The organism is Tateyamaria rhodophyticola (genome assembly GCF_047777875.1).
GTDB lineage: Bacteria > Pseudomonadota > Alphaproteobacteria > Rhodobacterales > Rhodobacteraceae > Tateyamaria.
Window position 1 is genome coordinate 307225 of record NZ_CP180519.1, and the last position, 23401, is coordinate 330625.

Here is a 23401-nt window from a genome sequence, read left to right on the forward strand (position 1 = left end):
GTTACGGAACCCGGTCCGCGCCTCTTGTCTTGCTGGAAAGCTCGATGTTGTTTTTGTTGGTCTTGCCCAGTGAAAATTCTCTTTTGTTTCGGTTGCTTAACCGATGGCCGTGTTCACGTTGATGTCGTCATCAAGGATCACCGTACCCGCGCCGAGGCTGTAGACATCGTAGGTGTCGCCGTCGATCGAGGTGGTCCCCGTCCGCTGCGCCCCTGCGATGGTGACGTTGTCGTCGCTGCCCCCGTGCACGACCAGCGTGTCGGAGCTGTCGGACAGCGCCACAAGCTGTGCCTCAGTGATGGTCAGGCTCGCCTCTTCCGCGAATTGCAGGTCCACCTGTTCGATCTGGTAATTGCCCAGTGCCGGGCTGCCCAGCGAGACCGTGGAACCGGCTGTCTCATCATCGAAGGCCACATAGGTGCCGGATGTGTTGCCTGCCGCGTCCGTGGACGTCACCACCAGATCGGAGCCATCGGGCACCGTCTGGTTAAAGCGGAACTCGGTTTCGCCAAAGATGTTGTCAGCCTGCACTGCGGTCACGTCCGTCACGGCGCCCGTTTCGCTGACCGCCGCAACGGCCAGATCGCCATCGCTCTGCTCTGTCGAGATGCCGCGCAGGCCGTCACCGTCGCGGGTAAAGCTGGCGATGACCGGGCCATCCGGCGCTTCGGTGTCGATTTGCAGCATGTCGCTGATGGTTTCGGTGTTGCCCACCGCATCCGTTGCCATGACCACCACTTCGGCAGTGTACGTGCCGCCCGGAATGGCCGATGGCGGGATGTCCAGCGACCAGTTGCCCGCCGCATCGACCACAGCCGCCAGAACGGTGCCGTTGAAATCGACCATGACGGTGGAACCCGCCTCGACCTGCCCGCCAAGCGAGATGCCGTCGCGCGCCTCCTCGCCGCTGATCACGTCGTCTGAGGTCACCTGATCCTGAATGTCGAGCCGGTTGACCAACGTGTCCACCTGCACGGTGTCCGACACGGTTGCGACGTTGCCCGCAAGGTCGGTCGCCGTCACGCTGACCGTGGTGACATATTCGCCCGTGGGCACCTGACCGGCCGTGAACGGCGCGCTCCAGTTGCCATTGGCGTCTACAATCGCCTGCACCGTCTGGCTGCCCAGGGTGACCATGACGGACGATCCGGGTTCGGTTGTGCCGGTAAGCACAACGCCGTCGGCCTGTTCCGCACCGTTGATGATGTTGTCACCCTCGACCACATCGGCGGCAACCGACAGGTTGTCCACCCGCGTGTCGACCTGCACCGTATCAGACGCCGTGGCCGTGTTGCCCGCGGCATCCGTGGTGGTGGCGGTGATCTGCGCCTCATAGGTGCCGGGTGTGATCTCGTTTGCGGCAAAGAAGGCCTGCCAGACGCCCGACTGATTGGCGACCGCCTGATGGGTCACGCCCTGCATCGTCACGCTGACCAGCGCGCCGGGATCGGCGTTACCGGACAAAAGCACGCCATCGCTGGCTTCGGCTTCGTTGATGATGTCATCGCCTTCGATGGGTCCCGCGATGGTCAGCACGCTGGCCTCAGTGTCCACATTGACCGCCTGGGTCGTGGAGGACGTGTTGCCCGCCGCATCCGTTGCGGTGGCTGTCATCTGTGCGCTGTAGGTGCCGGTCGGGATCTGGTTCGACGCAAAGCTTGCCGTCCAGGTGCCGTCAGCCGCCACAACCGCGTTCACGCTTGCGCCGCCAAGCGCCACCACAACGCTCGATCCCGGTTCGACCACACCTGTGACCACAAGGCCGTTGGTGTGTTCGGCGGCGTTGATCACGCCGTCCGTGCCGCCCGATGTCGATGTAAAGCCGAGGCTGTTGACCAGCGTGTCGACCTGCACTGTACCGGTTGCGGTCGAGCTGTTGCCGTTGGCGTCGGTCGCCACAGCCGTGACGGTCGCATCATATTCGCCCGAGGCGATAGCGCTGGCCCCGAATGTCGCGGTCCAGTTGCCGTTGGCATCCACCACCGCATTGGCGGTGGTTCCGGCAAAGGTGACAACAACGGTCGACCCCGCCTGTGCCGTGCCGGTGAGGACAACGCCATCGCTAGCTTCGTCCGCATTGATCGTGCCGTCACCCTCGACGGTCGATGTCTCGATGGAGACATTCGCGACCGTATCTACCTCGAGCGTATCGGTCACGGTGGTCGAGTTGCCAAAGCTGTCAGTGGCGACAATGGTCACACCGGATTCGTACTCACCCTCGGCCAGCGTGCCCGCCTGCCAAGTGGCCGACCATGTTCCGTTTTCACCGACGGTCACAGTGCGCGTCACATCACCAATGGTGATTTCAAGCGTTGCACCCGCCTCACCCGTCCCTTCGAGCGTGACGCCACCGGCGATTTCTTCGCCATTGACCACGTGCCCGACACTCTGCGTACCCGTGGTGATCGCAACGTCCGGGCCGGTCGTGTCGATGACAAAGGCCGGACCATCCAGCGTCGTTGTCTCACCGGTCGAGACATGCGTGAACACCGCCGACGTGTCAAAGGAGCCGTCATTCGGGAAATCGTCACCGACAAAGGTGACGGACCACGTGCCGTCGTCCCCAATCGTCGTCTCGAGCACCGAACTGCCCGCTGTCACGGACACCGTATCGCCGGGCTCGCCCGTGCCGGACACGGTAAATGTATGTGTGGATGTGTCATCACCGCCAATGTCGGTCGATGTGTCGGAATCGTTGACCGTTGGCGTTGCCGGACCACCGCCGCCCCCGTTGCCATCATCATCGTCATCAAGCACAACCGCCGCACCCACCGCAGCCGCACCTGCCGCGCCCAGACCAAAGAGGCTGCCGCCCCCAAGGAGCGCCGCGCCAAGCATCGACACCTCTTCGTCCGCGCCGGTTGCGGCATGGGCGATTTCGGTCCGTCCGAGATAGATCAGGTCATCCGATGGGCTCCACTTGCCCCACTGCTCCGTCGGCCCGAACTGCGCAAACAACTCGCCATCCGTGGTCTCGACAAAGGCGACCTCATTGAGGAACCCGTCAGCGGACACGAACAGCCGGTTCGCCTCTCCCGCGTCATTGAAATAGTTTTCCAGCGTGATCGTGCGGCCATCGACAAGGGTCACGATCAGGTTGTCGCCAACCCGCTGCTGACCCAGCATGTCTGTCTGCCGAAGGTTAAAGGAAACTTCTTGCCCGCTTGTCAGAGCAATTGACGTGTTGCCCTCCGCAGGAACCACACCACGTTGCAATGCGCCCGCATTATCGCGGACGACGAAATCAATCGCCTTCATGACACCACCACTCTTGCCTCTGAGCGGCTTACCCAACCGCCCCTTTTCATTTACGCGCCGCCGGCTTTTGCGCCGTGCTGACTATTCTTATGCGTACAGTGATACGCGAATCACGAATCAAGGGCTAGAGTCTTTTTTGCAAGGGGCAACAATTTCCTGCGAATCCGGGTAGATAGTGTGGCGAATCAGACTCATGGAGGGCTGCGCCGCGCGCAGTTACAACGCAATGCAGGTTGATCTTCTGGCGCTTTGGCAGGCGGGCGTGGATGCGGTCCGCGGTGACACATCGGTGCGCACCGCGCTGAAAAACACGCCCCTGACCGCCCCCGACCGGATCATTGCGGTGGGCAAGGCGGCGGTTTCCATGGCCGTTCCCGCCTGCGAAATGTGGCCGGGCGTGCCCACGCTGATCATTACAAAATACGCGCACGGCGCTGGTGCACCACAAGGGGCCCAGGTGATCGAGGCCGCGCATCCCGTGCCTGACGACGCTTCGCTTGCCGCAGGCGATGCCGCGCGCGCCGCGGTGGCAGCATGTGCGCCCGGCACGCATCTTCTGATGCTCGTCTCGGGCGGTGCATCCTCATTGTGCGAAGCGCTGCCCGAAGGTGTCAGCCTGCAGACGCTGCAAGATGAGACGCAGGCGCGACTGGCCTCGGGCGCGACCATCGCCGAAATGAACGCACACCGACGCAGCCGGTCGCTGGTCAAGGGCGGCAAATTGCTGGCCCCGTTCGCAGGCGCACGGGTCACGACGCTGGCGCTGTCGGATGTCGAAGGGGACGGGCTGGACGTGATTGGCTCCGGCATCGGGGATGCACCGCCGGATGCGCCGTTCGACTTTGCGCCCCAAATCGTGGCCAGCAATGCAATCGCCCGCGCCGCGACCGCCTCGGCCAGCCCCCTCCCGGTGATTGAAAACACCGAAACGCTTTACGACAGTGTTGCAACGCTCGCCCCCCGGATCGGGGCGCAGCTGCGAAACGGCCCGCCCGGCCTCTACGTGTTCGGGGGTGAACCGGTGGTGACGCTGCCCGACACCCCGGGCCGCGGCGGGCGCAACATGGCCCTGGGTCTCGCGCTGGCCCGCGAAATCGCAGGCACGGACGGGATCCGCATCCTTGTTGCGGGCACGGACGGCACGGATGGACCCACGGACGCCGCAGGCGCACATGTCAACGGCACCACCTGGGACACCACCGGCGACGCGGCACTCCAGGCTGCAGACGCCTACCCATGGCTTGAGGCCAAAGGCGCGTTGGTCAAGACCGGCCCAACCGGCACAAATGTCATGGACCTGCTGATCGCGGAAAAGCGCGCGACGTAGCGCCCGTCTCTGTTCCCGAAAATCCCGGGGGGCCCGGAACGGGCGGGGGCTGGCCCCCTCCGACGCTTGACAGCATGACCCGCGCCCGAAACGGTGCGCATCATGAGCAAACGCGACATCGAAGACCATCCAGACATCGGCATCATCCTGTCCGACGGCACCCGCCTCTCGGCGCGGCTCTGGAAGCCTGTGGATGCAGACCAAAACCCGGTCCCCCTGATCCTCGAATACCTACCCTACCGCAAACGCGACGGCACCTGCGCGCGGGACGCGCTGACCCATCCCTATTTCGCTGAGCGCGGATACGCCTGCCTTCGCGTGGACATGCGCGGCAATGGCGACAGCCACGGGCTGATGGCCGACGAATACACGCAGCAGGAACTGGATGACGCGGTCGAGGTGATTGCCTGGGCTGCGGCACAGGGCTGGTGTACTGGCGCGGTCGGCATGATGGGGATCAGCTGGGGTGGCTTCAACGGCCTGCAGGTCGCCGCAATGACACCCGCCCCGCTCAAGGCGGTGATCACCTTGTGCTCGACCGTGGACCGGTTTGCCGACGACATCCACTACAAGGGCGGCTGCCTGCTGAACGAAAACCTCGGCTGGGGCGCCACGATGTGGAGCTATTCCTCCCGCGCCCCTGACCCGGCCCTGCGGCCCGACTGGCGCGAGATGTGGCTGGAGCGGCTTGAAAACGAACCCTTTCTGCCCGGCACGTGGCTGCGCCATCAGACGCGGGACGCCTACTGGACACACGGGTCCGTCTGCGAAAGCTATGACAGGATCAAGGCCAAGGTCCTGGCCGTGGGCGGCTGGGGCGACGGGTACAAGAACGCGGTGCCGCAAATTTTGCAAAATTTGCCCGGCGCCAAGGGGATCATCGGTCCTTGGGTCCACAAATATCCGCATTTCGCAGTGCCCGAACCGCGCATCGGCTTCTTGCAGGAAGCGTTGCGCTGGTGGGATCGCTGGCTCAAGGGGATCGACACCGGCGTGGAAAACGACCCGCCCCTGCGGGTCTATCAGATGGACGGCGTGCGCCCGGCCACGTGGTACGCAGAGCGTCCCGGCACGTGGCGGGGCCTCGACCATATGGCAGACGGCCCTGCCACGACGCTGCACCTGACCCAGGGCGGCGCTCTCTCACCGGCCCCCGTGCCTGCGTCGCAAACGCTGCACACGCTTGTCCAGAGCCCGGCCCATTGCGGCGCGGACGCGGGCGAGTATTGCGCCATCTGGCTTGGCCCGGAGCTGCCCGGGGACCAGCGTGCCGATGATGCGCTCAGTGCCACCTGGGACAGCGGCCCACTTGATCAGGACATGGAGATCAGCGGTGATGTGCGCCTGCGGCTGCATCTGTCATCCTCCACACCTGTGGCACATATCGCCGTTCGGCTCTGCCACGTGCATCCCGACGGGGCCAGCACGCGCATCACCTATGGTGTGCAAAGCCTCAACCGCGCCGCAAGCAACAACAGCGCCACAGCGCTCGAACCCGGCGCCGGGTTCGACCTGGCGATGGCGCTTGATCATGTGGCCTACACCGTGCCTGCCGGGCACCGCGTGCGGATCGCCATTTCCAATGCCTACTGGCCCCTGCTGTGGCCCGCGCCCGAGGCCGGCCAGCTGACACTCACAGAAGGCTCGGTCGACATCCCCCATGCCGCCAACCCGACGCCGGTGCAGTTCCCGCCCCCGCAGGCCGCGCCGCCCTGGCAAACCGAGGAGCTGCGCCCAGAACACCACACCCGCCGTCAGGAAACCGACATGGTCACGGGCATCACGTCGCTGATCATCGAAGATGATTTTGGCAAGGTGCGCGACCTTGACCACGGCCTGATCAACGGGTCCGTCGCCCGCGAACGCTGGGACATTCACCCGGACGACCCGCTCAGCGCCCGCGGCACGTGCCACTGGACGGACGAGCTGGAGCGCGACGGCATTGCCCTGCGCACCGAGGCGCGCTGCGAGATGTGGTCAGATGCCACGCATTTCCACCTCAGCGCCCGAATCGAAGCCTTTGAAAACGGCACGCGCGTCTACGAACGTGACGTGACCGACCGCATTCCGCGCCACATGCTCTGATCCACACCTTCCTGTCATATTCCGGCATTAACCCTTGCGGGCAGTGTTCAAATCCTTACCCTTGGACGCGGGAACAAAGGTCACGCAACAAAGACGCGGCCAGATATCAACCGGGAGAAATCTATGTCGAAAGAACTCGAACACCTGTCCGCACGCGTTGCGGCAGGCGCCATGACGCGCCGTGATTTCATGACCAAGGCCGCCGCTTTGGGTGTGACCGCAGCCGTGGCAACCAGCATGCTTGCCGACGCGGCCAAGGCCGCAACACCCGTCGCCGGGGGCACGTTCAAAATGGGCGTGCAGGGCGGCGAAAGCACCAACAGCCAGGACCCCGCCACATGGGCGTCAGACGTGCCCATCGCGGGTGGCCAGCTCTGGGGCGAAGGCTTGGTCGAGGTCGAGGCCGACGGCTCCCTGACCGGCCTCGTCGCAGAAAGCTGGGAAGGCTCCTCTGACGCCAAGACTTGGCGCTTCAAGATCCGCCAGGGCATCGCATTTTCCAATGGTCAGGCCGTGACCGCCGACGACGTCATGAAAACCATGGAGCGTCACTCGAACGAGGAATCCAAATCCGGCGCGCTCGGCATCGTACAGGGCATCGAGAGCATGCGCACCGATGGTGACGTGTTCGAAGTGACCCTGGGCGTGGGCAATGCCGACCTGCCGTACCTGATGGCCGACTATCACCTGATGATCCAGCCCGGCGGCGGGTTCGATGATCCCACCGCCGCGATCGGCACCGGCGCCTACATCCTGGAAAGCGATGAGCCCGGCGTGCGCATGGTGGCCAAGCGCAACCCCAACTACTGGGGCGGCGACCAGACCCAGACGGCCCACTATGACCAGGTCGAAGTCATTGTCCTGAACGATGCAACGGCCCGGACCGCGGCCCTGCAATCGGGTCAGGTCGACACGATCAACCGGGTCGAGCCCAAGATCGCCAAACTGCTCGATCGCGCGCCCACCATCGACGTGCTGTCGACCGCCGGGCGCGGTCACTACGTGTTCATCGCGCATATCGACACGGCTCCCTTCGACAACAACGACTTGCGTCTGGCGCTGAAATACGCGCTCAACCGCGAGGAGATGGTCGAAAAGATCCTGCAGGGCTACGGCTCCATCGGGAACGACATGCCGATCAACGCGGCCTACCCGCTCTTTGACGACTCAATCCCGCAGCGTGAGTTCAACCTCGAGAAAGCGGCTGAGCACTACAAGAAATCAGGTCACGATGGCTCGCCCATCATCCTGCGCACCGCCGATGGGGCCTTCCCCGGCGCGGTCGATGCCGCTGCCCTCTTCCAGCAGTCCTGTCAGGCCGCCGGTATCCCGCTGGAGATCAAGCGCGAGCCCAATGATGGCTACTGGTCCGAAGTGTGGAACGTGCAGCCCTTCTGCTGCTCCTACTGGGGTGGACGTCCGGTGCAGGACCAGATGTACACCACGGCCTACCTGTCCACCGCAGACTGGAACGACACGCGCTGGAAACGACCCGAATTCGACGCCATGCTGCTCGAAGCACGCGCCGAACTGGATGAGGCCAAGCGCAAGGACATCTACTCCAAGATGGGCCGCATGCTGAACGAAGAAGGCGGCCTGATGGTGCCCATGTTCAACGACTTCGTCGATGCGGTGTCGACCAATGTGCAGGGCTGGGAAAGCGATCCGAACGGCCCGCAAATGAACTGGTACGCCTTCAAGAAAACCTGGAAAGCGTGATAAGCCTTTTCCAAGCCGCGCCCCGGACCCCCGAGGCGCGGTTTTTCGTTTTGGCACCAACAGATCATAAACGACCCAGCGGCCCTGCACCCCGGGCAAGGGCACGAGCGTATTCATGCATCCCATTCTGAAACTGACACTTGAGCGCCTGGCCCTTGGCCTCCTGCTGCTCCTGGCCGCCTCCGCGCTGCTCTTCGGACTGACCGAAGTGTTGCCCGGCGACGCCGCCCAGGCCATCCTCGGCCAGTCCGCAACCCCCGAAAGCCTCGCCAACCTGCGCGAGGAAATGGGCCTGAACCGTCCCGCCCTCACCCGGTATTTCGAATGGCTGGGTGGGATCATCACCGGCGATCTGGGCACGGCCCTGACGAACAAGCTGCCCATTGCCGATCAGGTGGCGCGCCGCATGTCCGCCACCCTGTTTCTCGCCTTCTGGGCGGCTGTCATCTCGGTGCCGCTGGCCATCCTGCTGGGCCTGATTGCAGTCCGGTTCCAGAACCGTTGGCCGGACAAGCTGATTTCGGGTGTGACGCTGGCCTCGATCTCGCTGCCGGAATTCATGATCGCCTACATCCTGGTGTTCTTCTTCGCGGTACAGCTTTTCTGGGCCCCGTCCTTTGCCTCGATCAGCCCCGGCATGCCGCTGCTGGAACAGCTCCACGCCATCTCATTGCCCGTTGCGGTGCTGACGCTCGTGGTGCTGGCGCACATGATGCGTATGACGCGGGCCGCGATCCTGAACGTGATGCAATCAGCCTATATCGAAACCGCCGAGTTGAAGGGCCTGACCACGTTCAAGGTCATCTACCGCCACGCTTTTCCGAACGCCATCGCGCCCATCGTGAACGTGGTGATGATCAACCTCGCCTATCTCGTGGTCGGCGTCGTGGTGGTCGAGGTCGTCTTTGCCTACCCGGGCATGGGCCAATACCTCGTGGATGCGGTGGTCAAACGCGACGTGCCGGTTGTGCTGGCCTGCGGTGTGATCTTTGCCGCCGTCTACATCATCCTGAACATCGTAGCGGACGTCGTTTCGATCCTAGCCAACCCGAGACTGAGGCATCCAAAGTGAATTTTTCACCGAGAAAATTCACGCCGTGCGACCAAGCGTATGCGCCAGCATGCGCGGGGAGGCACCCGGCAGTCATTCTGGGCACGACACACCCAGTTGCCATCCTGGGAAACACAAAATGCTAAAAAACATCCCCCTCTCTGCTGCCCTCGGCCTCATCATCACCGGCACCTATTTCCTCGCGGCCCTCTTCGCGCCGGTCATTGCCCCATACGGCATGGCCGAAACAGTAGGCGACGTTTGGGAACCCAGCTCAGCCGCACATTGGCTCGGCACAGACCAGATCGGGCGCGACCTGCTGACGCGCATGATCTTCGGCGGCCAGACCACGATCTTCATCGCCACCGCGGCCACCATCCTCAGCTTCACCACAGGCTCGGTGCTGGGCTTTATCGCGGCCGTGAACGGCGGCTGGATCGACCAGGTGATGAGCCGGCTTGTCGACCTCTTCATGTCGATCCCCTCGCTCATCCTTGCCCTCGTGATCCTGTCGAGCATCGAGGCAACGGTCCTCACCCTCATCGTCATCATGGGCCTGCTCGACAGCACCCGCGTCTACCGCCTCGCCCGCGCCGTGGCCGTCGATATCTCCGTCATGGACTATGTCGAAGCCGCCCGGCTGCGCGGCGAAAAACTCGGCTGGATCATCTTCCGCGAAATACTCCCCAACGCGCTGTCTCCGCTGGTCGCCGAAATGGGCCTGCGCTTCATCTTCATGGTGCTCTTCATCTCGACCCTGTCCTTCCTTGGCATCGGGGTCCAACCCCCGCTCGCCGACTGGGGCGGCATCGTGAAAGAGAACAAGGACGGGATCAACTTTGGCATCGGCGCCGCCCTCTACCCCGCCGTGGCAATCGCCACTCTGGCCATCAGCGTGAACCTCGTCGCGGACTGGATCCTCAACCGCACCACATCGCTCAAAGGTGGCCGCGGATGACCGGGTCCCTCTTCATCTCGCCAAGTAAACTCCGGGGGTCCGGGGGCAGCGCCCCCGGGGATCAGCAACGATGACCGAACCACTGCTCAAAGTCCGCGGCCTCAAAATCGGCGCCACCGTCTACCCACCGGGCGAAAAACCGCATGACATCGAAATCGTGCACGGCGTCGATTTCGACGTGGAACCGGGCAAGGTGCTGGGCCTCATCGGCGAATCCGGCGCAGGCAAATCCACGATCGGGCTTGCCACGATGGCCTACGGACGCGGCGGCGTAAAACTCACCGGCGGCAGCGTCGAGGTGAACGGCCGCGATGTGCTGCAATCCGGCATGCGCGATGTGCGCCGGCTACGCGGGGCCGAGGTGACCTATGTGTCCCAATCGGCCGCCGCCTCATTCAACCCGGCCAAGCAGATCATGGAACAGGTGATCGAAGCCGCCGTGGGCCAGGGGAAATTCACCAAGAAAGAGGCCGAAGCCCGCGCAGTCCAACTTTTTGAAAAGTTGGGCCTGCCCGATCCTTCAAGGATCGGCGCCCGGTACCCCCACCAGGTCTCCGGTGGCCAGTTGCAGCGCTGCATGACCGCGCTGGCGCTGTGCCCCGAACCAGACCTCGTGGTGTTTGACGAACCGACCACCGCACTCGACGTCACGACGCAGATCGACGTACTCAAGGCGATCAAGGACGCCATCCGCGACACTGGTGTCGCCGCCCTCTACATCACCCACGACCTCGCAGTCGTGGCTCAGGTCAGCGATCACATCATGGTCCTGCGACATGGCAACATGGTCGAATACGGCACCACGGATCAGATCATCAACGCCCCGAAAGAAGAATACACGCAAGCGCTGGTCTCCGTCCGGTCCATCAGCCACGAGGAAAAGCAACCGACAGAGCCCGTGCTCAGGGTCGAAAACATCACTGCGCGCTACAAAGGCACGCAATTCGACGTATTGCACGATGTCAGCGTCGACATCAGCCCTGGCCAGACCCTCGCCGTGGTGGGCGAATCCGGGTCAGGCAAATCCACCCTCGCCCGGGTCATCACCGGCCTGCTGCCGCCGCGCGGCGGCACGATCACCTTTGCGGGGCGCACCCTGACACCGGATCAACCCAGCCGCACACGCGAGGATCTGCGCGAGCTGCAGATGATCTACCAGATGGCAGACACAGCCATGAACCCGCGCCAGACGGTCGGCACCATCATCGGCCGCCCGCTCGAATTCTACTTTGGCCTCAAGGGCGCCGAAAAGCAGAAGCGCATTCAGGAACTGCTGGACGAGATCGAGCTGGGCGAGGGGTTTCAGGACCGCTATCCGGCAGAGCTGTCCGGCGGGCAGAAACAGCGCGTCTGCATCGCCCGTGCGCTCGCCGCCAAGCCGAAGCTGATCATCTGTGACGAGGTCACATCCGCCCTCGACCCGCTGGTTGCCGACGGCATTCTCAAACTGCTCCTCGATCTGCAAAAGATCGAGGATGTCGCATATCTCTTCATCACCCATGATCTGGCGACGGTGCGGGCGATCGCAGACAGCATCGCAGTGATGTATCAGGGCCGCGTCCAACGCTATGGCACCAAGTCCGAAGTCCTGTCACCGCCCTTTGATGACTACACCGACCTGCTGCTCAGCTCCGTGCCGGAGATGAAGCTGGGCTGGCTTGAGGATGTCATCGCCAACCGCAAGATGGAGAGTGCGGGCAACTGACCGCCGACGCAGGCCACAGTGCCGAATATGCGCGCCGAACCGCGACGGAAATGGCGGCGGCGTCCGTATCACCCCCCGTGACACAACAGGGGGAGCCCGACATGACGCCCACGCCAAAATGCCTGACCATCATCGCCATGACCGTCACTCCGCTCTGCGCCGCAGCACAGGACGATGCGGCCATCACCAAAGCGGCCCGCGCGCTGGATCTCACACCTGCCGCATTTGTCGCCTGCCTGCCCGCAGAAAGAGACCCGGACGTGCAGATGCCGATCGCCGAACGGCGCAAAGTCGTGGACTGCCTGCGCGCGGAAAACCCGCGCCTGAACATGTCCGCCATCCGCGCGGCCATGCAAGACCTGCGCGGCGGGTAATCCGCTCAGGCGAGCGCTGCCTTGTGCGCGGCAAAGGCCTCCGCCAGCTGCGGCGCCTGTTGCAGCCCCTGGATTGTGCGGGTCAGCGTGCCTTCGCCATCAAAGAGCAGCAAGGTCACATGCGGCACGTTGAACCGGCGGGCAAAGGCGGCGCCGTCCGGCGTCTTGATATCCGCCACAAGGTAGGTCAGCCCGCAATCGTCAAAGTCACGCAGTGCGCGCCGCGTCTGTTTCTGAAGCGCGGTGCAGGTGGGGCATTGCGGATCATGGATCTGCACGATGGCCGGATCGCCCTGCCCCACGCGGGTCAGGTCGTGTTCGGCGGCATAGGTGCGAAAGGACGACGCGGCCCAGAACCCGCCACCGGCAAGCAGGACAGCCCCTGCCGCCCCACCGCTCAGGACGGTACGCCGCGACACCGTGGCCGTCGGTTCAGCCTTTTTCGACGTGGCGGGCGCGCGTGTGCGTTTCTTGGATTTTGGCATGGTCCCTCGCAAATATCTTTGCGGGGACCTTACCGGATTTTGCACACGCGGCGATCACGTCTGCGTCAGATTACTCTGCCGCGATGGCGGCATCCGCCATCTCCCACGGGCGCACGAAATCGCCAAGCACCGTCTGGATCGCCTGATCGGAGGCTCCGTTTGCGGCCACTTGTGCGACAAGCCCGCGTTTCTTGTCATCAACCACCGACACCACCTGCGCGGGCAGTTCGGCCTTGGCCAGCGCCGCGTTGTATATGCGTGTGATCGCTTCCTTGCGCAGATCCGGCTTGAACACCTTGCCCACGGCCGTCTTGGGCAGTTCGTCCATGATCGTCATGTGCTTGGGCTGTGCTGCGCGTTCATGCACATGTTCATCGCAATGGGCCATCAACTCATCCGGTGTCACGGACGCCCCGTCCACCAGTTCGACATAGGCACAGGGCACTTCGCCCGCGTGCTTGTCCGGTTGACCAATGGCCCCGGCAAAGGCCACAGCCTCGTGGCCCAGCAGCGCCTCTTCGATTTCGGCGGGGTCGATGTTGTGGCCACCGCGAATGATCAGATCCTTGGCCCGGCCGGTGATCCACAGATACCCGTCCGCGTCAAACCGGCCCAGATCGCCCGTGCGCAGGTATTTGTCGTGGTAATAGAGGTCCACGTTCTTGTCCGCCTCGGTATAGGTGTTGCCCGCCCATACGCCCGGATTGCTCACGCAAATCTCACCCACTTCGTCCACATCCGCATCAATCGGGCCATCGGCCGTGCCCTTGATGATCTTGATATCCGTGTAGGGAAACCCGATGCCAACCGAGCCAATCTTCTTTTCGCCGTCCGTCGGGTTGCAGCTGACAAGGCAGGTGGCCTCCGTCATGCCGTAGCCTTCGACCAGCGTCACGCCAGTGGCCTTTTCGAACCGCTTGAACAGCTCTTGCGGCAAGGGCGCGGAGCCGGAAAAGGCGGTTTTGACCGTGCTCACATCCGCATCAATCGCGCGCTGCATCTTGGCGGAAATCGCTGTGGGCACGGTGATGATGAACGTCACCTTCCACCGCTCGACCAGCTTCCAGAAGTTGTCCATGACCCCTTCGCCGCGATAGCCCTGCGGCGTCGGGAACACCACATGCGCACCGGACGCCAGCGCCCCCATCAGGATCGGGTGGCAGGCAAACACGTGGAACAGCGGCAGCGGACAGATGATTACGTCCTGCTCGGTGTAAAGCAGCGTAGACGACGTCCAGCCGTTGTAGATCATGCCGGAATACTTGTGCTGCGCGACCTTCGGCATGCCCGTGGTGCCCCCGGTGTGGAAATAGCACGCCACCCGGTCCTCCTGCACGTCCTCGAATTGCAGCGTCGTGGGGTGTTTGGCGCATTCGGCGTTGAAGTTCAGATACGTCACCCCGGGCGCTTTTTCCAACTTGGGCCGGATCAGGGGGATGATAAAGGATTTGAGGCCCGACACATGACCCAAAAGGTCAATCTCCAGCACGGTCTTGACGTTGGGGGCGAGCGCCACGGCCTTGGCCGTTTTCTGCGCCACGTCCGTCTTGGGAAAGGCGCGCAGGGTCACGACGGCCTTGGCGCCCGTCTCGCGCAGGATCGACGCGATCTGTTCCTCTTCCAGCAGGGGGTTGATCGGGGCGACGATCCCGGCCACTGCACCGCCCAGCAGGGTCAGCACCGTTTCGGTGGCGTTGGGCAGGATATAGGCCACCACGTCATCCGCGCCGATCCCGAGGTTGCGAAAGAGGTTCGCGGCCTGCGTCGTGCGGTCCTTGAGCTGGGTCCAGGTCAGCGTTTCCGCCTTTGACTTTGGGTCAGAAAAGATCTGGTAGCTGATCGCGTTGTGCTGCGGGAACTTGCCCGCCGTGTCCGAGATCATGCCATAGAGCGTCTTGGGCACATTCCGCTCTTCCCACGGCATCTCGTTCTGGATGGCGTCGCGATCCGCTATTCCGGCAAAAGTCATGATGATCCTCCCTGCAACGCGCCCGGGTGTGTTTCGATGTGCCGGCCACGATCATTCCTCCATCAGAGGATGCGGTTTAATGCAGATGTATTCAAGCATTGCCCTGTTCACGCAGGTATCACGACGCGGCGTCAAACCATGTGACCTCGGGTCACGACCGGTGCCGGGTCACTCTGCCGCCATACCGTCGGTGAATTGCAGCCGCGCCAGCCGCGCATAAAGCCCACCTTCGGCCACCAGCTTGTCATGGGGGCCCTGCGCCACGATCCGGCCCTGATCCAGCACGATGATGCGGTCCGCCTTTTTCACGGTCGCCAGACGGTGCGCCACGATCAGTGTCGTGCGGTCGCGCGCCATCGCATCCACCGCCTCCTGCACCGCCCGTTCGCTTTCGGCATCCAGCGCGCTTGTCGCCTCATCGAGCAGCAGGACCGGCGCGTCGCGCAGGATGGCGCGCGCAATGGCGATGCGCTGTTTCTGACCACCGGACAGCATCACGCCCCGCTCGCCCAGCGGGCTGTCATAGCCTTGCGGCAGCTTGACAATGAAATCATGCGCGGCGGCGGCGCGGGCGGCGGCCTCGATCTCGGCCTGTGACGCACCGGGCCGACCAAAAGCGATGTTTTCCGCCGCCGAGGCCGCAAAGATCACCGGATCCTGCGGCACCAGTGCGATATGCTGGCGGAAGGTCTCGCGCGCCATCTGCGCAACGTCCACACCATCGAGCGTGATGCGCCCCGCCTGCGGATCATAGAACCGCAAGAGCAGTTGCAGGATCGTCGTTTTGCCTGCCCCGGAAGGCCCGACAAAGGCAACCGTTTCGCCCGCCGCAATGTCCAGTGTCACGCCGTCCAGCGCCGGTTGATCCAGGCGCGACGGATAGCTGAACACAACGTCCTCGAACGCAATCGCACCGCTTACCTGATCCGGCAACGCGGCGGGGTTGGCGATGTCCTGCACCGCATCCTGCGCATGCAGCAGCTCGACCAGCCGTTCGGTTGCCCCGGCGGCGCGCTGCAGCTCACCGATGATCTCGGACAGGGCCGCAACCCCACCCGCCACCATGATGGCATAGATCACGAACTGGATCAGCGTGCCCACCGTCAGCACACCGTTGCGCACGTCATTGGCCCCGATCCAGAGCACGCCGACAATGCCCGCAAACACGAGGAAAATCACGATCACCGTCATCGCCGCCCGCGTCGTGATCCGACGCTTGGCCGAGCCATAGCTGGCCTCAGTCACGTCCGAAAACATCGCCCGGCTCGCCATCTCGTGGGTAAACGCCTGCACCGTCTGCACGGCGCTCAACTGTTCGGAGGCGCGGCCCGAGGATGCGGCGATCCAGTCCTGGTTTTCACGGCTGAGCCCGCGCAGCTTGCGCCCCAGCACGAGGATCGGAACCACGACCGCAGGCACAATCAGCAAGACCAGCCCCGTCAGCTTGGCCGAGGTCAGCAGCATCAGGATCAGCCCGCCGGTAAAGATCAGCACATTGCGCAGCGCAATCGACACGGACGACCCCACGACACTCAGGATCAGCGTCGTATCCGTGGTGATCCGGCTGAGCACCTCACCGGTCAATACGTTTTCATAAAACCCCGGCGACAGGCCGATCACGCGATCGAACACGGCCTTGCGGATGTCCGCCACAACCCGCTCCCCCAGTCGCGTCACCAGCGCATAGCGCAGCCCCGTGCCCAGGGCGAGCAATGCGGCAATCCCGACCGCGGCCAGGAAATACTGGTCCAGCACGGCAATTTCGGCCACTTCGAAATTGTCGACCACCCGGCGCACGGCCAGCGGCAGTGTCAGCGATATGATCGCCGTCCCGATCAGCGCCGCAAGCGCTGCGGCCATCAACATCTTGTACGGCATCAGAAACGGCCAGAGCGCCCGTAAAGAGCCGATTTTCTTCGACTTTTCCCGTTCGGCGTCGCCCGCATTTGGCGGTGGGGCGGCTTGTGTCTGGTCGGCCATGCGCACTCCGGCATCACTGTCGTTCGCACGCACTTGCCCTGAGCGGACGCGCCGGGTCAAGCCACGACACACAGCACCGATGTCAGGGGATTGGAGCGGGCGGCGGGAATCGAACCCGCGTCATTAGCTTGGAAGGCTAAGGTCTTACCACTACACAACGCCCGCGTGCCGGGACGGTGTATGACAGCCGTCACAGGGGGTCAAGCCAAGACCCCCTTTACAGTGCGCGCAACCGCGTTAGGACGGAACAGGGTCAACGCATCGAAAGGAACGCACATGCACGGCATCGGGATCATTGGGTGCGGCAACATCTCTGCCGCGTATCTGCGCCTCGCTCCGCTTTTCAAGGGGATCGAGATGCGCGCCGTGGCGGACCTGAACCTTGAGGCGGCGGAGGCTCGCGCGGCTGAATTCGGTGTGCGCGCCTGCACGGTCGAGGACCTTCTGGCCGCCGGGGATATCGACATTGTCGTCAACCTCACCATTCCCGCTGCACATTACGACGTCAGCCGCCAGATCCTCGAAGCTGGCAAACACGTCTATACCGAAAAGCCACTGGTGCTGACGCTAGAAGAGGCCGAAGCGCTGCGTGGCCTTGCGGCGACGAACGGTTTGCGCATCGGTTCGGCCCCGGACACGTTCCTTGGCGGTGCCCATCAGGCTGCGCGCGCCGCCCTTGATGCGGGCCGGATCGGCAAGGTCGTCACCGGCACGGCCCATGTCATGTCGCACGGGATGGAGGATTGGCATCCCAACCCCGATTTCTTCTTTCTGCCCGGCGCGGGGCCGATGCTGGACCTCGGGCCCTACTACGTGACCAACCTGATCCAACTGCTGGGACCGGTGCGCCGGGTGTCGGCGCTCACGTCCATGGGACAGAGCACACGCACGATCGGCTCTGCCGCCCGCAAGGGCGAAGAGATCCCCGTCAAGACACCCACCACCCTGCATGCGCTTCTCGACTTTGCGTCGGGTGCCAGCATCACGCTGTCCACGTCGTGGGATGTGTGGGCGCACCGCCATTCGCATATGGAGCTTTATGGGCTGGAGGGGACGATGTACCTGCCCGATCCGAACTGGTTCTCCGGCACGGTCGAGGTCACCGACCGGACCGGCACGCCGCAGGCGCTGGATCAGGCGGACCACCCGTTTTCCGTGCCCAATGACGATATGGGCGGCACACCTATGGCCAATTACCGCATGGCGGGGCTGGTCGATATGGCCATTGCCATGGCCGAAGACCGTCCGCACCGCTGTGGGCTCGACCTCGCTGTGCACGCTGTTGATGTCATGACATCGGTTCTGCGCGCGGGCGAAACAGGGACCGTGATCGACCTTGCCACCACCTGCGACCGCCCCGCCCCAATGGATGCGGCCGCGGCCCGCGCGATGCTGAAGTGACAAGGGCTCTGCCCGGCCCCCGGATTTGACAGAAAGCGGCCCGCCCGTTATCGCTATCAGATATCAAAAATCCCTAAATCCAGAGGCTTAGCCATGTCCGATCCCACCAGAACCGCCGTTATCGGACTTGGATCAATGGGGTACGGAATTGCGATGTCCTGCCTCGCGGCAGGTCATGTCACCCACGGGTTCGACGTGGCCGCGGCACAGGTTGACCGGTTCCGGGTTGCAGGTGGGGCGGACGGCGCGCTGCGCGAGATTGCGGACCGCGTGGATGCGGCCATCATTGTCGTGCTGAACGCCGCACAGACCGAAGACGTGCTGTTCGGCACGGATGGGATCGTGCCGCAGATGCGCGCAGGCAGCGTTGTCATGGCCTGCGCCACGGTGCCGCCCGACTTTGCCCGCGAGATGGAGGCCCGCTGCGCCGCCCACGGCGTCCACTACCTTGATGCGCCCATTTCCGGCGGATCGGTGAAGGCCGCGCAAGGCAAGCTGTCGATCATGGCCTCCGGCACGCCGGATGCGTTTGCCGCGGCGCAACCCGTGCTCGATGCCACGTCCGAGACCGTGTTCACGCTGGGCGATGCCGCTGGGGCGGGCTCCGCGATGAAAGCGGTGAACCAATTGCTCGCAGGGGTGCACATCGCCACCATGGCCGAGGCGTTGACCTTTGGCATGACCCAAGGCGTCGACCCCGCCACCTTTGTCGAGGTGATCAGCAAATGCGCGGGCTCCAGCTGGATGCTGGAGAACCGCGCGCCGCATATCGTGGGCGGGGATTACACGCCGCACAGTCAGGTCAATATCTGGCCCAAGGACCTCGGCATCGTGATGGACATCGCGCGCAGCGCACAGTTCAGCGCGCCGATCACGGCCACGGCCCTGCAACAATACCTCGCGGCGCAAGGCATGGGTCTGGGCCACGAAGACGACGCCGCGGTGGCCAAGGTCTATGCCCGCAACGCGGGTCTTACACTTCCGGGAGACGCATGATGCTGTTGGGATGTATCGGCGATGATTTCACCGGGTCGAGCGATCTGGCCAACACGCTCGCGAAACAGGGCATGCGGACGGTGCAATATACTGGCATCCCGACCGGCCCCGCCGATGCGGATGTGCAGGCCGGGGTGGTGTCCCTGAAATCGCGGTCGATCCCGGTGGCCGATGCCGTGGCGCAGTCGCTGGCGGCCCTCGACTGGTTGCGGGCGCAGGGCTGCACGCAAATCTTCTTCAAATACTGCTCGACCTTTGATTCCACGCCCGAGGGCAATATCGGCCCCGTCGCGGATGCGCTGGCCGACGCGCTGGACGCGCATAAGGTCATTGTCTGCCCCGCGTTTCCGGGCACAGGGCGGTCGATCTATCAGGGGCACTTGTTCGTCAAGGACACGCTGCTGAGCCAATCGGGGATGGAAAACCATCCCCTCACGCCCATGACAGACAGCGATATCCGCCGGTGGCTGGCGCCGCAGACGCACCATTCCGTAGGGCATGTTGCGGCAGATGCCGTGTTCGCCGGACCCGATGCCATCCGCGCCGGTCTGGACGCGGCGCATGCGGCCGGCCACCGCCACGTGGTGGTCGATGCGATCCGCGATGCGGACCTGATGGATATTGGCAAAGCGGCGCGGGACCTGCCGCTGATCACGGGCGGATCGGGTGTCGCCCTTGGGCTGCCTGCGAATTTCGGCTGTACCGCGCAGGCGGTGCCGTGGGATGGTCAGGCGGGCAAGGCGGTTGTGCTGTCGGGCTCCTGTTCCATCGCCACGCGCGGTCAGGTCGCCTACCACGCCGCACGTCACCCTGCGCGTGAACTCGACGCCGCCGCCGTGATCGAAGGGCGGCTCACGCCGCAGGAGATCACCGATTGGTTGGTCGAGACGGAGGGCCTGCCGCTGGTCTACAGCTCCGCCGACCCCGATGCCGTCGCCGCGGTGCAACAGAGGTTTGGCCGCGACGTGGCCTCCCACGCGCTCGAACACTTCTTTGCCGATGTGGCGCGCCTGCTGGTTGCGGCTGGTGTGATGCGTATCATCACCGCGGGCGGCGAAACCTCGGGCGCGGTGGTCGAGGCGCTGGACCTTGGCAGCCTGACCATCGGGCCCGAGATCGATCCCGGCGTGCCTGCCCTGCGCGCAAACCCGGACCTGGTCGTAGCGCTCAAATCGGGCAATTTCGGCACCGAAGACTTTTTTGACAAGGCCGCGCAGCGCCTTGCGGGCACATCATGAGCGACGCCGCCCTTCGAGAGCAGATTTGCCTGCTGGCCCGCTCGCTCTTTGAGCGTGGCCTGACCCATGGCAGCACTGGCAACATTTCGGCCCGCACGGCGGATGGTGGCCTTCTGGTGTCGCCCACCGGCACCAGTTTTGGCCGTCTGGACCCTGCGCGTTTGGCCCGTTTTGACAGTGCTGGCGCGCATGTCGAAGGCGACAAGCCGACCAAGGAAATGCCGCTCCACAGCGCGTTTTACGACACGCGCAGCACGGCGGGCGCGGTGGTGCACCTGCACAGTTGCCACTCCGTCGCGTGGTCGATGATGCCGGAAGCGAACGAAGACGATTTCCTGCCCCCGCTCACGCCCTACGGGATCATGAAGCTGGGCCGGGTCAAGCTGTTGCCCTTCTTTCTGCCCGGTGATCCGGCGATGGGTGAGGCCGTGCGCAGCCTCGCAGGCAAGCGCAGCGCGGTGATGCTGGCCAATCACGGGCCCGTCGTCGCGGGCAAGGATGTCGAGGCCGCCTGCAACGCCATAGAAGAGCTGGAAGACACCGCACGGCTGGCCATGATGATGCGCGGCGTCGAGGCCAGAGGCCTGAGCCCCGCGCAAGTCCAGCAGGTCGTGACAAGTTTTAACGTGGAGTGGGACACATGACGCGCTTTTCCGCAAATCTCGGGTTTCTCTGGGCGGACCGCCCCCTGCCCGACGCCATCCACGCTGCCCACGCCGCAGGCTTTGACGCCGTGGAATGCCATTGGCCCTACGACACGCCCGCCGCCGACGTCAAAGCCGCGCTTGACGCGACCGGCCTTGAGATGCTGGGCCTGAACACGCGGCGCGGAGACGTGGCCGCAGGGGACAACGGACTGTCGGCGATCCCCTACCGCGAGGCGGAAGCCCGCGCCGCAATTGACGAGGCGGTGGACTATGCCAAGGCCATTGGTACGCGTAACATCCACGTCATGGCCGGCTATTCCGATCACTCCCAAGCCGATACGACCTTTGCCGAAAACCTGCGCTATGCCTGTGCGGCGGGTGCGCCGCATGGCATGACCATGCTGATCGAGCCGCTGAACCCCTATGATGCGCCCGGCTATGCGCTGCGCGACACCGCCCATGCGGCGCAGGTGATTGCGGATGTGGGGGCGAACAACCTGAAACTGATGTTCGACTGCTACCATGTCGGGCTTACCGAAGGGTACGTGTCCGGGCGGCTGCGCGCGCTCTTCCCGATCATCGGGCATATCCAGTTTGCATCCCTGCCCGACCGTGGCGCGCCCGATAGCGGCACTCTGGACTACGAGATGCTGTTTATCGAGATTGCCGCCCTTGGTTGGGACGCGCCGCTGGGTGCGGAATACAAACCCGGCGGCGACACCGAGCGAACGCTCGGGTGGATGCAGATGTTCTAAAGCACAAATACAAAAACCTGCATCCCGCAACCCTGCCTGAAATCAAAGACTTCAACGGGTTACATGATACATGATACATGATGTTGCAGGTTATTTGTATGTCGCGCTAGACCTCTGCGCCGATGGCAGCCAGGGCCGCCTGCCCCACTTCGACATCCTGCTCGGCTGTGCCCGATCCCACGCCGATGCCACCGACCAGCGTGCCGCCCACCCGGATGGGCAAGCCGCCACCCAGACCTGTCACCGCGTCCTGCGTGGCCGCGGCAATGGCGGGGCGCACGGCCTCGGGGATTGCAGAGCTGGGCGCGCCGATGGAGGCTGCGGTGCGCGCCTTGGTGCGCGCGCTCAGGCGGCTCAGGTACTTGGCGCCCGTCATGCGGATTTCGCCCAGCACCTCGCCACTGGCATCCACGATCACGATGCATTGCGGCTGGCCCATCTCCTCGGCCCTGGCCACGGCGGCGCGCAGCATTTCCATCACGCCCGCATGGGTCAGCGCCTGTGTCGGCATCACATGGGTCATACCGGCGACACCCCGTTGACGTTCAGGTAAATCGAATAAAGCGATGTGGTCCCGCAGATGAACAACCGGTTCAGCTTTGGCCCGCCAAAGCAGACATTGGCCACCATCTCGGGGATGTGCACCTTGCCGATCAGCTTGCCGTCTGTGTCGAGGCAATGCACCCCGTCGGCGGCAGAGGTCCAGATGCGCCCGTCACTGTCACAGCGGAACCCGTCAAAGAGCCCTTCGGTGCATTCGGCAAACACCGCGCCACCGGACAATGTGCCATCGGCGGCAACCGAATGGCGGCGGATATGTTTCGGCCCGCCTTCGGTATGGGTGGCGCCCGTGTCCGCGATATAGAGCAGGCTTTCATCCGGGGAAAACGCCAGCCCGTTCGGTTTGACGTAATCGTCGGCCATGATGCTGATCTGACCATCCGGCGTCACGCGGTAGACATGGCAGGCGCCAATCTCGCTTTCGGCCCGCGCGCCTTCGTAATCCATGAGGATGCCGTAGCTGGGATCGGTGAACCATACGGACCCGTCCGATTTCACAACCACGTCATTGGGCGAATTCAGCCGCTTGCCCTCGAAACTGTCGGCGATCACGGTGATGGAGCTGTCATGTTCCGTCCGCGTCACCCGGCGGCCCAGATGTTCGCAGGACACCAGCCGCCCCTGCCGGTCCACGCTGTGGCCGTTGGTGTTGTTTGACGGATCGCGAAACACCGATACGGACCCGTCGGTTTCATCCCACCGCATGATCCGGTTGTTGGGAATGTCCGACCACAGCAGATAGCGACCGGCAGCAAACCACGCAGGCCCCTCGGACCAGCGCGCCCCGGTCCACAGCCGCTCCACCCGGGCATGGCCTACGAAACAAGCCTCAAACGATGGGTCGATCACCTCGAACCCGGTGCCTTCGATCACGCCGAACATGCGCGCCTCC

General features: G+C 63.9%; 18 protein-coding genes and 1 tRNA gene. 12 read left to right on the forward strand and 7 right to left on the reverse strand.

Annotation, left to right across the window (positions count from 1 at the left end; all coding sequences use genetic code 11):
* Window positions 1–96: 96 nt before the first annotated feature.
* The gene (locus tag ACERHN_RS02855) at window positions 97–3258 is read right to left on the reverse strand and encodes an Ig-like domain-containing protein (RefSeq protein ID WP_415921137.1); all 3162 of its coding nucleotides are present in this window, start codon (window positions 3256–3258) and stop codon (window positions 97–99) included.
* 193 nt (window positions 3259–3451) lie between these two features.
* On the opposite strand from ACERHN_RS02855, the gene ACERHN_RS02860 reads away from it, so the two are divergent.
* From ACERHN_RS02860 to ACERHN_RS02890, 7 genes are all read left to right on the forward strand, one after another.
* Window positions 3452–4585 carry a DUF4147 domain-containing protein gene (locus tag ACERHN_RS02860; RefSeq protein ID WP_415921138.1) on the forward strand — a complete coding sequence of 378 codons (1134 nt, stop codon included), beginning with the start codon at window positions 3452–3454 and terminating at the stop codon, window positions 4583–4585.
* A gap of 102 nt (window positions 4586–4687) precedes the next feature.
* Entirely contained in the window at window positions 4688–6670 is a 1983-nt protein-coding gene (locus tag ACERHN_RS02865; RefSeq protein ID WP_415921139.1) for a CocE/NonD family hydrolase, read from the forward strand.
* Between the two features lie 123 nt (window positions 6671–6793).
* Window positions 6794–8389 (forward strand): ABC transporter substrate-binding protein, encoded by a 1596-nt coding sequence (locus tag ACERHN_RS02870; protein ID WP_415921140.1) that lies wholly within the window; start codon window positions 6794–6796, stop codon window positions 8387–8389.
* Window positions 8390–8504: 115 nt separating this feature from the next.
* Window positions 8505–9461 (forward strand): ABC transporter permease, encoded by a 957-nt coding sequence (locus ACERHN_RS02875; protein ID WP_415921141.1) that lies wholly within the window; start codon window positions 8505–8507, stop codon window positions 9459–9461.
* 118 nt (window positions 9462–9579) lie between these two features.
* Window positions 9580–10398 (forward strand): ABC transporter permease, encoded by an 819-nt coding sequence (locus tag ACERHN_RS02880; protein ID WP_415921142.1) that lies wholly within the window; start codon window positions 9580–9582, stop codon window positions 10396–10398.
* A gap of 70 nt (window positions 10399–10468) precedes the next feature.
* Window positions 10469–12103, forward strand: a complete 1635-nt coding sequence (locus ACERHN_RS02885; protein ID WP_415921143.1) for an ABC transporter ATP-binding protein — start codon at window positions 10469–10471, stop codon at window positions 12101–12103.
* Between the two features lie 101 nt (window positions 12104–12204).
* On the forward strand, window positions 12205–12477 hold the full coding sequence (locus tag ACERHN_RS02890; protein WP_415921144.1) for a hypothetical protein: 273 nt from the start codon (window positions 12205–12207) through the stop codon (window positions 12475–12477).
* A gap of 5 nt (window positions 12478–12482) precedes the next feature.
* Here ACERHN_RS02890 and ACERHN_RS02895 read toward each other — a convergent pair whose 3' ends face one another.
* The 4 genes from ACERHN_RS02895 to ACERHN_RS02910 form a co-directional block, all read right to left on the reverse strand.
* Window positions 12483–12962 (reverse strand): hypothetical protein, encoded by a 480-nt coding sequence (locus ACERHN_RS02895; protein ID WP_415921145.1) that lies wholly within the window; start codon window positions 12960–12962, stop codon window positions 12483–12485.
* Between the two features lie 70 nt (window positions 12963–13032).
* On the reverse strand, window positions 13033–14931 hold the full coding sequence (locus ACERHN_RS02900; protein ID WP_415921146.1) for an acyl-CoA synthetase: 1899 nt from the start codon (window positions 14929–14931) through the stop codon (window positions 13033–13035).
* Between the two features lie 168 nt (window positions 14932–15099).
* Window positions 15100–16911 (reverse strand): ABC transporter transmembrane domain-containing protein, encoded by a 1812-nt coding sequence (locus tag ACERHN_RS02905; protein WP_415921147.1) that lies wholly within the window; start codon window positions 16909–16911, stop codon window positions 15100–15102.
* 91 nt (window positions 16912–17002) lie between these two features.
* Window positions 17003–17076 (reverse strand) — tRNA-Gly (locus ACERHN_RS02910).
* Window positions 17077–17187: 111 nt separating this feature from the next.
* On the opposite strand from ACERHN_RS02910, the gene ACERHN_RS02915 reads away from it, so the two are divergent.
* The 5 genes from ACERHN_RS02915 to ACERHN_RS02935 all read left to right on the forward strand — a co-directional run bounded on the left by ACERHN_RS02915 (window position 17188) and on the right by ACERHN_RS02935 (window position 21948).
* A complete protein-coding gene (locus ACERHN_RS02915) occupies window positions 17188–18312 on the forward strand; it encodes a Gfo/Idh/MocA family protein (protein WP_415921148.1) in 1125 nt (374 codons plus the stop codon).
* A gap of 93 nt (window positions 18313–18405) precedes the next feature.
* Window positions 18406–19308, forward strand: a complete 903-nt coding sequence (gene ltnD / locus ACERHN_RS02920) for an L-threonate dehydrogenase (RefSeq protein WP_415921149.1) — start codon at window positions 18406–18408, stop codon at window positions 19306–19308.
* On the forward strand, window positions 19308–20546 hold the full coding sequence (gene otnK, locus ACERHN_RS02925) for a 3-oxo-tetronate kinase (protein ID WP_415922794.1): 1239 nt from the start codon (window positions 19308–19310) through the stop codon (window positions 20544–20546). The genes ltnD and otnK overlap by 1 nt, the downstream gene beginning before the upstream one ends.
* Entirely contained in the window at window positions 20543–21190 is a 648-nt protein-coding gene (locus tag ACERHN_RS02930; protein ID WP_415921150.1) for an aldolase, read from the forward strand. Before otnK ends, ACERHN_RS02930 begins: the two co-directional genes overlap by 4 nt.
* The gene (locus ACERHN_RS02935) at window positions 21187–21948 is read left to right on the forward strand and encodes a hydroxypyruvate isomerase family protein (protein ID WP_415921151.1); all 762 of its coding nucleotides are present in this window, start codon (window positions 21187–21189) and stop codon (window positions 21946–21948) included. Before ACERHN_RS02930 ends, ACERHN_RS02935 begins: the two co-directional genes overlap by 4 nt.
* Window positions 21949–22054: 106 nt before the next feature.
* Here the strand turns inward: ACERHN_RS02935 and ACERHN_RS02940 are convergent, their stop codons facing one another.
* Both ACERHN_RS02940 and ACERHN_RS02945 read right to left on the reverse strand, forming a co-directional pair.
* The gene (locus tag ACERHN_RS02940) at window positions 22055–22471 is read right to left on the reverse strand and encodes a GlcG/HbpS family heme-binding protein (RefSeq protein ID WP_415921152.1); all 417 of its coding nucleotides are present in this window, start codon (window positions 22469–22471) and stop codon (window positions 22055–22057) included.
* The gene (locus tag ACERHN_RS02945; protein WP_415921153.1) at window positions 22468–23391 is read right to left on the reverse strand and encodes an SMP-30/gluconolactonase/LRE family protein; all 924 of its coding nucleotides are present in this window, start codon (window positions 23389–23391) and stop codon (window positions 22468–22470) included. The genes ACERHN_RS02940 and ACERHN_RS02945 overlap by 4 nt, the downstream gene beginning before the upstream one ends.
* Window positions 23392–23401 lie beyond the last annotated feature (10 nt).